This is a genomic window from Planktotalea arctica, from assembly GCF_002105285.1.
GTDB lineage: Bacteria > Pseudomonadota > Alphaproteobacteria > Rhodobacterales > Rhodobacteraceae > Planktotalea > Planktotalea arctica.
Map to the genome: position 1 here is coordinate 365,915 of NZ_MUHR01000011.1, position 10,917 is coordinate 376,831.

Below are 10,917 nucleotides of genomic sequence, written 5' to 3' on the forward strand. Positions count from 1 at the left end.
CGGAGAAACGGCTTTTTGCTCCGCCCCAACCTGTTCGCTGCGCAATTTGCGCCGAAGTACATTCGAATCGGGTTTGATTGCCCAGCCTCCAACACGCTACAAAACGCACGTTCTATGCGCTTGCCTGTCTCTCTCAACCCGTGAAGGTCTAGCCGCCAAGTCTTACCAAAGCCTTACACGTTTTCAGTTTTCAGCGACAATTCTGCCGGAAACTGCACGCGAAATGCGCAGCTGCCCTGCCCCGGCAAATAGATGATATCCCCCTCGAGCCGGGCCATGATCTCGCGGCAGATCGCAAGGCCGAGCCCCGCGCCTCCGGCCTTGGTTTCGCCCACGCGCGAAAACTTCTCAAAGATCACATCGCGCATCTTTGGATCAATCGCGCTGCCATTGTCCACGAAATCAACCGTGATTTGCCCATCAAGGCGATAGACGCGAATGTTCAGTTCCGGCTCGGGCGCATCGCAATATTTCAGCGTATTGGACACAAGGTTGATGAATACCTGTGCAAGTCGATCTACATCCGTGCGCACCAACACGTCCTCGCGCGGTGCACGCCGCTTTATCCTAAGCGTATCCTGCCCCAGCACCCCGGCAGAGTCGATAGCCGCATCAATCACTTCGCTCAGAGGTCTAAGCGTCACATTCAAAGACACGCGCCCGTCCTCAAGAACCGCCAAGTCCAGCAGATCATCAAGCAAACGTGTCAGGCGAAGCGTTTCCGAATGAATGATCCCCGCATAGCGCGCCTTGTCTTTCGGCTCCATATCATCGCTATCACGCAAAATCTCAGAGAACGCGCGGATTGATGTCATGGGCGTGCGCAGTTCGTGACTGATCTGGCTTAGAAAGCCATCTTTTTGCACTGATATCTGGGTAAGCTTGTCGTTCGCGCGGCGCAATTGGCCAGCGGTTCGTTGCAGCTCGGCCGATTGCATTTCCAATTTATTGGAATACTCGAGCATCTGGGCGCTTTCATCCGCAACGGCCAGCAGATCGTCGACAGAAACCGAGGCGCCGCCCACGATTTGCCCGACCATCGCATGCGCCGTCGCCGCGCCGACAGAACCGGACAGCTCGCGCTCCAGCACATCCAGAAAGGCGGGGGTCGGTTGCGGCACCAGTCCGGCAATGCCTTGAACCGCTGCTTCGCGCCGAAACAGCGATTGTGCTTCGATGGCACCCAAGATGCGCTGCGCCATGATCATCAGATCTTCGGATTGCGCCAGTGTGCTGGACCAGCTGCGCGCGCTTCCGCCGTGTTGAAAGACATTGACGAATTGCGCGCCCTGCAAGCGTTCCAGCGGCCTCGGGAAACTCACCAGCGAGAGCGCACAGAAGGCGGCAGTGTTCAAGAGCATGCTCCACAAAAGGCAATGCAGGATCGGATCAAGCCCTTCGATCCCGAAAAGAGCTTGGGGGGCAAGCCAGGACATCCCGAAAGGCCCCTGCGTTAGGACCTCGGCTGAAAAGATCATACCCTCCCCGAAGCTGGGCAGGAACAGCGTATATCCCCAAATGAAAAAGCCAGCGCTTAGCCCGCCAAGCGCACCGATGCGCGTCGCGCCGCGCCAGAAAATACCCCCGATCATGATGGGCAATATCTGGGCAAGCCCGACAAAGGACACCAGCCCGATCGCAGCAAGCGCAGAGCCACCGCCGGAGAATTGATAATACAGATAGGCGAGCATGACGATCGCCGCGATTGCAATGCGCCGCGAAAGCAAAATGACGTGCCTGACATCGCCGGACACAGAAGCCCCGTTGCCCGTCGCAGAGAGCCAGACCGGCATGACAATATGATTGGACACCATCGTGGACAGGGCGATCGATGCAACAATCACCATCGACGTGGCGGACGACAAACCACCCAGAAAGGACAGCATCGCCAGCCCGCTTTGCCCTTGGCTAAGCGGAATGGTCAGCACGAACATGTCCGGATTGGAGTTTGCAGGCAGCAGATCAAGTCCTGTCACTGCAATTGGCACGACGAACAGGCTCATCAACATCAGATACGCAGGGAAGGCCCATGATGCCATGCGCAGATGGCGCTCGCTCTCGTTTTCAACGACCATAACATGAAACATGCGCGGCAAACACAGGAAGGCCGCAGCAGCAAGAAACGTCAGCCCAGCCCAACGCCCGGCGTTCACATCCCATGTACCAATCTCGGAGGCATCGATCTTTTCCATCATTGGCCCGATGCCGCCCGACAGGCCCCAAACCACGAAAACGCCGACGGCCAGAAGCGCTATCAGCTTGACGACGGCTTCGACGGCAATGGCCATCACCACCCCGTCGTGGCGCTCGTTCACATCAAGTTTTCGGGTGCCGAACAAAATGGTGAAAAACGCAAGGACAATAGCAATCCAAAGGGCCGCTGCAGATTGGCTGGATTGATCGAAATCTCCATCTGAAGCTTCGGCAAAGACACTGAAGGATTGGGTAACCGATTGCAATTGCAGCGCGATATAGGGCGTCGTACCGACAACCGCTAGAATTGTCACACCGACGGCGAGCAGATTGGATTTGCCAAACCGCGAGGACACAAGATCGGCAATGGAGGTGATGCGCTGCGTGCGCGCAATGCGCACCAGCTTGCGCACGATCCACCACCAACCCAGCATCACCAGCGAAGGGCCGAGGTAAATAGTGACGTATTCCAAGCCCGAGCGCACGGCAAAGCCCACCGCGCCATAAAAGGTCCAAGCCGTGCAATAGACCGAAAGCGAAAGAGTATAGACAAGGGGGGCGCGCAGCCATTTGATCCGGCCCGTTCGCGCCGCGCGCTCGGCGGCAAAGGCGACGGCGAACAGCCCGATTACATAGGCCAACGAAACAAAGACAAGTAGATTGAGCTGCCCCATCACTTTCGCCCGCGCACGCGTTTTTCCTGCCCCTGTGCTGGCAGGCCTGATTGAGGGGTGTCAACCGGATCATTGCGGCTTTGCCCCCCCTCCGCGTCACCGCCGCTATCAGACAAATCATCGCTGTCGCCCGGTGCCATGCGGAACGCAAGAAAGATCCCCAACATGATGAGGATATACCAGATGACAAAGATATACAGCGTTGCGCTCGAAGTTGCGATCGCGCCCTGCGCACCGGCGCGCGGCCAGATCAAAGGCACCAGCCATAGCACCAACCCGATTACCGGAAGCAGGCGCGCGGCATCAAGCAGCCGCCTTTGGCGGTAGCTGCGCCGACCCAGAAACAAGGGGCGCTGGGGCAAGCCGTCTTGCGCCGCAGCGGATATGGCGTCTGGTAAAACCTCCCGTTGCGCTTGCGCGCGAGACGGCGTGCCAGTGCGAGCGTTCTCGCTCAAACCTCACTCATTTCATGCAAGGCCTTGATGATATCGGAGTTGGAAAACGGTTTGGTCATGAAGCGCGTCGCGCCAAGGCGCTCGGCCATCTCGCGATCCTTGAGTTGGCCGCGTGCGGTCAACATGAGGACGGGGAGCCCTTGCAGATCGGCGGTGCTGCGAACTTGCGCCAGAATATCAAAGCCGCTGCGCCCGGGCAGCATCACATCCAGGACCAAAACATCCGGCCGTTTCAGGAGGATGACATCGACCGCATCATGACCGTTGGAATGGGTCGAAACGCTCCAGCCGTCACGTGAAAGCAAGAAGCTGACGGCTTCAATAATATTCGGCTCGTCTTCTATCAATAAAACATGTTTACCCAATTGATCCCCCCCCGGATCATGGCTGATGCCGCGCTGTTTCAGTGTCTGACTAGGACACTGCCGCGCCGCTTCCCCCTACCTTATTGATGCAGCGCCCCATTGCAAATAAAACAACGCATGCGCGCGGCCTGCTCAGCGTTAAACGCCGCCAATCAAAATCGAGGGCTCGCGCCGTCCAGCGCAGGCATCGCGCGGACAAATCCTGCAACTTACCCCAATCAGACGCGGCTCTGGCTGCGAGCGGCTGTCTTCGCGGCGCGCGCCGGCGTTAGAAAGCGGCACGATCAACATATGCGCCTCAAGCAAGGGCACGGCTCCGAAACTTGGCCGAGAGGTTGGTGCAGCGCATGCCATCGTTTCAAAATGCAGCGCATCGCGTCCACTTTGGACAACCACCTCGCGTAGCGCCGTCAGAGGCCGCGACAGCGCCTGATACAGCGTCCAAAGCGGACAGGCTGCACCAAACCTCGGCAAGGCGAAACCCTGTAGCGGCTTGCGAAACGTCAACGTTCCGGAGCCATCGCAGACCGCCAGCCCGACGCCGCCATTGGCAATGTCGTAGCGCGGATTGCGAACATACGGCGCAAGCATATCTGCGGGCAGGCAGGCGATGCGCCGCATCACGCAATCCAGATCAACGTCGCGATGCGCAGCAATCAGGGCCGGTTCGAGGCCCATTTGCGAAATATCTTGCAGGATGCTCGAAAGCTCCAGCGCGCTCGCATCGCGCCAATAACGCGCCAACAGCGCATAGACCTGCACACGCGCAGAGCCGGACACCAACAGCCCGGACGCCGCGTCGATCAAATCCGTGACACCTGTTTTAGCCTCTTCGTCTGTTCTCAAGGCCTCGAGTTGCGGGAAGTAATAATTGTGATACGCAAAGAAGGCTTCGATTTCATCCTGCGGCGTGGTCACATGCCCCGAGTCGGACGCTTCACCGTTCAGATAAGAAACCAACGCCTGAGAGCCCTCGGTCAGGCGTTTTGCGTCCTCGTCGATGTTGCGATGAAAGCGGTCGCGCCATTCGGGTTCCAGTTGCTCTGTTTCCACAAGGATCGACGAAGTGGCGCGAATGGCCGTGACCGCCCCCAAAACGTCGTGCAAGGCTTCGGCAAGCTGTGGGTCATGCGTCATGCGATCGGTCAGCGACACCACCGTTTGCTCGAGCGAGGTTTGCCGTTGCGACAGGCTCTGGATCATTCTCGCCCAGCCGGGAAAGCGGCCAGCAAATTCTTCGACCCGCTCGATTTCGGCGCTCGTTTCGGGCTGGATTGCTGCGGCTTCGCGCAAAGCGGCCAGCAATGCCGCCTCTGCCCCCTCGTTCAGGACTGCCGGCTCGACATCAAGGATCGCAGCCAGATCCAACAGCAGTTTTCCGCCGATTCTACGCCTGTTGTGCTCGATCAGATTAAGGTAGGAGGCCGAAACATTGGCCCGCCGCGCGAGTTCTGCCTGCTTCAAACCCAAAATGATCCGCCGCTCGCGAATGCGGCTGCCTGTCAAAGTGTCGCGGCCCATTGGATTTTCCCCTACGCTATCAAGTGCTTTCCGCAGTGCAGAAAAATAAATTTACAAGATATATTAGCCCATTGTGCATTCATTGACAAAATAATTGTTTCGTTAAAAGCATTTGTTGCGAAACTTTCTATCTCACCCCCATAAAGATGCAGCACTTTTGTGCATATCGCGAACGGTGGGAAGAGGAGCCTGCCCTCGCATTTTACGAAATTGGGAGGATTTTCATGTCCACAGGTAACTTCACACGTCGCGGTCTGCTCAAGACAAGCGCCGTCGCTGGCGCAGGTCTGGCATTGCCGACGTATCTGTCTGCCGCAAATCACAGCGGTTTCACCAACGCACCGGGCGATTCGACAGTCACGCTTGGCTTTAACGTACCCCAGTCCGGCCCCTACGCCGATGAGGGCGCAGACGAACTGCGCGCATACGAGCTTGCGGTCGAGCACCTGAACGGTGGCGGCGACGGCGGCATGATGGGCACGTTCAGCTCTGACGCGCTCAAGGGCAACGGTATCCTTGGCCGTAAAGTCGAGTATGTCACAGGCGACACGCAGACCAAATCCGACGCGGCGCGCGCATCTGCCAAGTCGATGATCGAAAAAGACGGCGCGGTGATGATCACAGGTGGCTCGTCCTCCGGTGTTGCCGTTGCGGTTCAGGCGCTTTGCCAGGAAGCCGGCATTATCTTCATGGCTGGTCTGACGCACTCCAACGACACAACGGGTAAAGACAAGCGGGCCAACGGTTTCCGTCACTTCTTCAACTCGTACATGTCCGGTGCGGCGCTTGCCCCTGTTCTGGCGGCAAACTACGGTACGGACCGTAAGGCATACCACCTGACAGCGGATTACAACTGGGGCTACACGACTGAGGAAGCTGTTAAATCTTCCACAGAAGCGATGGGCTGGGAAACTGTTGCAGCGGTTAAGACACCTCTGACGCAGACTGACTTCTCGTCCTATATCGCGCCGGTTCTTCAGTCTGGTGCCGACGTTCTGGTTCTGAACCACTACGGCGGAAACATGGTTAACTCGTTGACCAATGCTGTTCAGTTCGGCCTGCGCGACAAGCTGGTCAATGACAAGAACTTCGAAATCATCGTTCCGCTCTACTCTCGCTTGATGGCGAAGGGTGCTGGCGCGAACGTGAAGGGCATCTTCGGTTCGACAAACTGGCACTGGTCCCTGACGGACGAAGGCTCCAAAGCATTCGTTAAGTCGTTCGGCACCAAGTACGGCTTCCCACCCTCTCAGGCGGCGCACACATGCTACGTTCAGACACTGCTTTATGCAGATGCTGTCGAGCGTGCAGGCTCCTTCGCGCCTTGCGCGGTTGTCGAAGCGCTTGAAGGTTTCGAGTTCGACGGTCTGGGCAACGGCAAGACGCTGTACCGCGCCGAAGATCACCAGTGCTTCAAAGACGTTCTGGTTGTGAAGGGTAAAGAGAACCCGGACAACGAGTTCGACCTTCTGGAAATCGTCGAAGTCACACCTGCGGCGCAGGTCACATATGCACCCGATCACCCCCAGTTCGCGGGCGGTGCTTTGGGCACATGTAACAACGGCGCATAAGCGCGGTTGGTTGGGGCGGGATCCGCTAGATTCCGCCCCGCTACACCCACTTTCATACGAAATCCCTCTCTCCCCGGCGCTGACGGCATCATTGCCCGTTCGGCCCGATCTGTGACCGAAAGGCAGGGGCAATGGACGCCATTATTCTCCAGATTCTCAACGGGCTTGATAAAGGCTCGGCCTATGCGCTTATCGCGCTTGGGCTTACTCTCATTTTCGGCACGCTTGGCGTCGTGAACTTTGCGCATGGCGCTTTGTTCATGATCGGCGCATTCTGCGCGGTCACGCTCAGCCGTATCATTTCGGTCAGCCACACAGTGATTGACGAGACCCGCACCGACTTTCTCGGAAATCCGATGAAAGTCGAAGTGCCCTACGTGCACGGCTGGTTCGGGGTCGAAACCGGAGACGCCTTGATCGACTGGGCGGTGCCGCTGTCCATCATCTTTGCCATTCCGGTCATGATCCTTATCGGCGTCATCATGGAGCGCGGATTGATCAAGCATTTCTACAAGCGCCCGCATGCGGACCAGATCCTTGTGACCTTCGGCCTTGCGATCGTGCTTCAGGAAATCATCAAATATTACTACGGTGCCAACCCGATCCCGACACCCGCGCCCGAAGCCTTTACAGGCTCGTTCGATTTCGGTGCCATGCTGGGCTTTGATCCAAATACGATCATCTACCCCTACTGGCGCCTCGTTTATTTCGCCTTTGCCGCCATCATCATCGGCGCCGTCTTTGCCTTTTTGCAGTTCACCACCTTCGGAATGGTTGTACGCGCAGGCATGGCAGATCGCGAAACCGTCGGCCTTTTAGGCATCAATATCGACAAGCGTTTCACCATCATGTTCGGATTGGCTGCGGCCGTCGCGGGATTGGCCGGTGTCATGTACACCCCGATCAACTCACCCAATTATCACATGGGAATGGATTTCTTGGTGCTTAGCTTTGTCGTGGTCGTCGTGGGCGGCATGGGATCGCTGCCCGGCGCTGTTCTGGCGGGTTTCTTGCTCGGCATTCTGGAGAGCTTTGCATCCATGCGTCAAGTGATCGAGATCATCCCCGGTATCAATCAGGTGATCATCTACCTTGTTGCCATCATCATTCTATTGACGCGTCCGCGTGGCCTTATGGGTCGCAAAGGCGTGATGGAGGAATAAGCCCATGTTCGGACTTGAGAAAAAAGACGCGCGCCTGTTGCTTCTAGTGTTGGCGCTGACCATGTTTGCCCCCTTCATCCTGAACCCCTTCCCCGAAGGATCCGGCTGGGCGCAGTTTAACGCGGGCTATCCCGATTTGATGCAACGCTTTGTAATCTTTGGCATCTTCGCCATCGGTTTCAACATCTTGTTCGGCCTGACTGGCTATCTCAGCTTTGGTCACGCAGCCTTTCTGGGTGTCGGGTCCTACTCTGCGGTCTGGATGTTCAAGCTGCTCAGCATGAACGTGCTGCCCGCCATCGCCCTTGCGGTTGTGACGGCTGGTATCTTCGCGCTGATCATCGGCTACGTCAGCCTGCGCCGCTCGGGGATTTATTTCTCCATCCTGACGCTGGCCTTTGCGCAGATGTCTTTCGCCCTCGCCTACTCGGTTCTGACGCCTATCACGGGCGGCGAAACCGGTCTGCAACTGGCGCTGGACGATCCACGCATACTTGACGGTGCAGCCCATGCAGCGGGCAACATCCCGGTGCCCGGCCTGTTCGGCCTCGAAATGCGTGACAGTGCCGAATTGGTGCTTGGCGCGTGGGTGTTCACCTTCAACATCGGCTACTACTTCTCTGCCTTTGTGATGCTGGCCTCCTTCTACCTTGCAATCCGTATCTTCCGCTCGCCCTTCGGCATGATGCTGCGGGCAATCAAATCGAACCAGCAACGCCTGAACTACACAGGCCTGAACCCACGTCCCTACACGCTTGCCGCTTTCGTGATTTCCGGCATGTATGCAGGCCTCGCAGGGGGGCTTATGGCCTCTATGGACCCGCTTGCGGGTGCCGAGCGGATGTTCTGGACAGCCTCTGGCGAAGTGGTTCTGATGACGATCCTTGGCGGTGTCGGAACGCTGATCGGGCCGGTGCTTGGCGCGGGAATGATCAAATACATGGAAAACATCCTGTCCAAGATCAACTCAGATATCCTTCACACCTGGTTCGCCTTCCTGCCTGACGGGCTAGAGAACCTGCTGGTCACACTGGTCTACCCGTTCATTGGTAAAGGCTGGCACCTGACGCTTGGTATCTTGTTCATGCTGGTCGTGATCTTCCTGCCCGGTGGCCTTGTCGAGGGTGGACAGCGCATTGCCAAACTGTTTGGGCGTAAAAAGGCCAAAGACACCGATGGCGGCGCAGATGCCGCCAACTCAACCACACCTGCGGAATAGGAGTACGGACAATGGGTATTCTTGACGTAAAAGGCGTTAATAAGCGCTTCGGCGGATTGCAGGCCTTGGGGGATGTAAATCTCTCGATTGCTGAGAATTCGGTACATGCCATCATCGGCCCCAATGGGGCCGGTAAATCAACCCTGCTCAACTGCCTTGTGGGCAAGCTTATCCCCGACACGGGCTCCGTCATGTTCGACGGCAAATCTGTGCTGGGGCGTAGCCCCCATGAGATCAACCAGATGGGCATCAGCCGCGTGTTCCAGACACCGGAAATTTTCGGTGATCTCACCGTGATGGAGAACATGCTTATCCCCTGCTTCGCGAAGCGCGACGGGTCGTTCGAAATGAACGCGATCGGTTCGGTCATGAAACAGACCGATGTGATCGAAAAGGCGGAGGCGATGCTGGTGGACATGAATATGGCTGACAAACGCCATATGAATGCAGCTTCGATGAGCCGGGGCGACAAGCGCCGTCTCGAGATCGGCATGTGCCTGTCTCAGGAACCCCGCCTGCTTTTGCTCGATGAGCCGACGGCAGGCATGGCGCGTGCGGACACCAACAACACGATTGATCTGCTCAAGCAGATCAGCGACGAGCGCGACATCACCATCGCAATCATCGAGCATGATATGCACGTGGTGTTCTCTCTCGCCCAGCGGATCACCGTGCTGGCACAAGGAACGCCCTTGGTCGAAGACACGCCTGACAACATCAAAGGCCACCCCAAGGTACGCGAAGCATATCTCGGCGAGAGCGCATAACGAAACATGCGTCCCTCAATCTGAAAACGGGTCACCGGTTTTCAGATTGAGGGAGCGAAAGGAAATATTATGAACGTCAAACCGGATTTTTCCAAGAACGCAAACGCCGCCACGACGGCCCCTGCTTTCCTTTCCGTCTGGGATATGCACGCCTACTATGGCGAGAGCTATATCGTGCAAGGCATCAGCTTTAACGTGCATGAGGGCGAAATTCTTGCCCTTCTGGGCCGCAACGGTGCGGGCAAAACCACGACGCTGCGCGCCATTGCGCGGCTTGATGATCCGCAGGTCTCGCACGGCGAAATCTGGCTCGATCACACGCCACTGCACAAGATGAAAAGCTATGAGGCAAGCCAGGCGGGCCTTGGCCTCGTGCCGGAAGATCGCCGGATCATTCAAGGCCTCACGGTAGAAGAAAACCTGAAACTTGCACAGATTGCGCCGCCAATCGGCTGGTCGATTGAACGCCTCTACGATCTGTTTCCCCGACTGGGCGAGCGCAAAAACCAGGAAGGCACAACCCTATCGGGCGGAGAGCAGCAGATGCTAGCCATCGCCCGCGCCCTTGCGCGCGATATCAAGGTCTTGCTATTGGATGAACCCTACGAGGGCCTGGCGCCGGTGATCGTGGACGAGATCGAAAAGACGCTGGTCCATATCAAGGAACAGGGCATGACCACCGTCATCGTCGAGCAGAACGCAGTGCGCGCACTGGAACTTGCAGACCGCGCGGTGATCCTTGACACAGGGGGGATCGTCTTTGACGGGCTCGCTTCGGAAGTGCTTGAAAACGAAGAACTTCGCTCGGAATACCTCGCGATTTGATCAAGACAGGCCCGGGCCGCTAGACGCGTTTCGGGCCTTTTCATTTCGCTTTGCCTGTGGCTGTCTCAACGCATGAAAGCCGCGTGAGCGCAGGCCCATCGCAGCCCCCCGCCGTATATAATCTATGGAGACGATCCCATGTCAAAAACCTACCCCCCCTCAGG

At 57.4% G+C, this 10,917-nt stretch carries 9 protein-coding genes; 5 read left to right on the forward strand and 4 right to left on the reverse strand.

Annotated elements, in window-relative coordinates; all coding sequences use genetic code 11:
* Positions 1-173: 173 nt before the first annotated feature.
* From B9P63_RS12380 to B9P63_RS12395, 4 genes are all read right to left on the reverse strand, one after another.
* Entirely contained in the window at positions 174-2,867 is a 2,694-nt protein-coding gene (locus B9P63_RS12380) for a sensor histidine kinase (RefSeq protein WP_085309174.1), read from the reverse strand.
* Entirely contained in the window at positions 2,867-3,322 is a 456-nt protein-coding gene (locus tag B9P63_RS18880) for a hypothetical protein (protein ID WP_095533037.1), read from the reverse strand. Before B9P63_RS18880 ends, B9P63_RS12380 begins: the two co-directional genes overlap by 1 nt.
* On the reverse strand, positions 3,319-3,687 hold the full coding sequence (locus tag B9P63_RS12390) for a response regulator transcription factor (RefSeq protein ID WP_085309176.1): 369 nt from the start codon (positions 3,685-3,687) through the stop codon (positions 3,319-3,321). Before B9P63_RS12390 ends, B9P63_RS18880 begins: the two co-directional genes overlap by 4 nt.
* A 138-nt stretch (positions 3,688-3,825) precedes the next feature.
* Positions 3,826-5,208, reverse strand: a complete 1,383-nt coding sequence (locus B9P63_RS12395; RefSeq protein ID WP_085309178.1) for a short-chain fatty acyl-CoA regulator family protein — start codon at positions 5,206-5,208, stop codon at positions 3,826-3,828.
* A 224-nt stretch (positions 5,209-5,432) separates the two neighbouring features.
* On the opposite strand from B9P63_RS12395, the gene B9P63_RS12400 reads away from it, so the two are divergent.
* The 5 genes from B9P63_RS12400 (at position 5,433) to B9P63_RS12420 (ending at position 10,753) form a co-directional block, all read left to right on the forward strand.
* A complete protein-coding gene (locus tag B9P63_RS12400; protein ID WP_085309277.1) occupies positions 5,433-6,779 on the forward strand; it encodes a substrate-binding protein in 1,347 nt (448 codons plus the stop codon).
* Between the two features lie 131 nt (positions 6,780-6,910).
* Positions 6,911-7,942 (forward strand): branched-chain amino acid ABC transporter permease, encoded by a 1,032-nt coding sequence (locus tag B9P63_RS12405; protein ID WP_085309180.1) that lies wholly within the window; start codon positions 6,911-6,913, stop codon positions 7,940-7,942.
* Between the two features lie 4 nt (positions 7,943-7,946).
* Positions 7,947-9,161 carry a branched-chain amino acid ABC transporter permease gene (locus B9P63_RS12410; RefSeq protein WP_085309182.1) on the forward strand — a complete coding sequence of 405 codons (1,215 nt, stop codon included), beginning with the start codon at positions 7,947-7,949 and terminating at the stop codon, positions 9,159-9,161.
* A gap of 11 nt (positions 9,162-9,172) precedes the next feature.
* Positions 9,173-9,928, forward strand: a complete 756-nt coding sequence (locus tag B9P63_RS12415; RefSeq protein WP_085309184.1) for an ABC transporter ATP-binding protein — start codon at positions 9,173-9,175, stop codon at positions 9,926-9,928.
* 69 nt (positions 9,929-9,997) lie between these two features.
* Entirely contained in the window at positions 9,998-10,753 is a 756-nt protein-coding gene (locus B9P63_RS12420; protein ID WP_085309186.1) for an ABC transporter ATP-binding protein, read from the forward strand.
* Positions 10,754-10,917 lie beyond the last annotated feature (164 nt).

Coding starts and splice junctions, on each gene's coding strand:
- B9P63_RS12380 (WP_085309174.1), bottom strand. CDS start 2,867: ATGGGGCAGCTCAATCTACTTGTCTTTGTTTCGTTGGCCTATGTAATC.
- B9P63_RS12395 (WP_085309178.1), bottom strand. CDS start 5,208: ATGGGCCGCGACACTTTGACAGGCAGCCGCATTCGCGAGCGGCGGATC.
- B9P63_RS12400 (WP_085309277.1), top strand. CDS start 5,433: ATGTCCACAGGTAACTTCACACGTCGCGGTCTGCTCAAGACAAGCGCC.
- B9P63_RS12405 (WP_085309180.1), top strand. CDS start 6,911: ATGGACGCCATTATTCTCCAGATTCTCAACGGGCTTGATAAAGGCTCG.
- B9P63_RS12410 (WP_085309182.1), top strand. CDS start 7,947: ATGTTCGGACTTGAGAAAAAAGACGCGCGCCTGTTGCTTCTAGTGTTG.
- B9P63_RS12415 (WP_085309184.1), top strand. CDS start 9,173: ATGGGTATTCTTGACGTAAAAGGCGTTAATAAGCGCTTCGGCGGATTG.
- B9P63_RS12420 (WP_085309186.1), top strand. CDS start 9,998: ATGAACGTCAAACCGGATTTTTCCAAGAACGCAAACGCCGCCACGACG.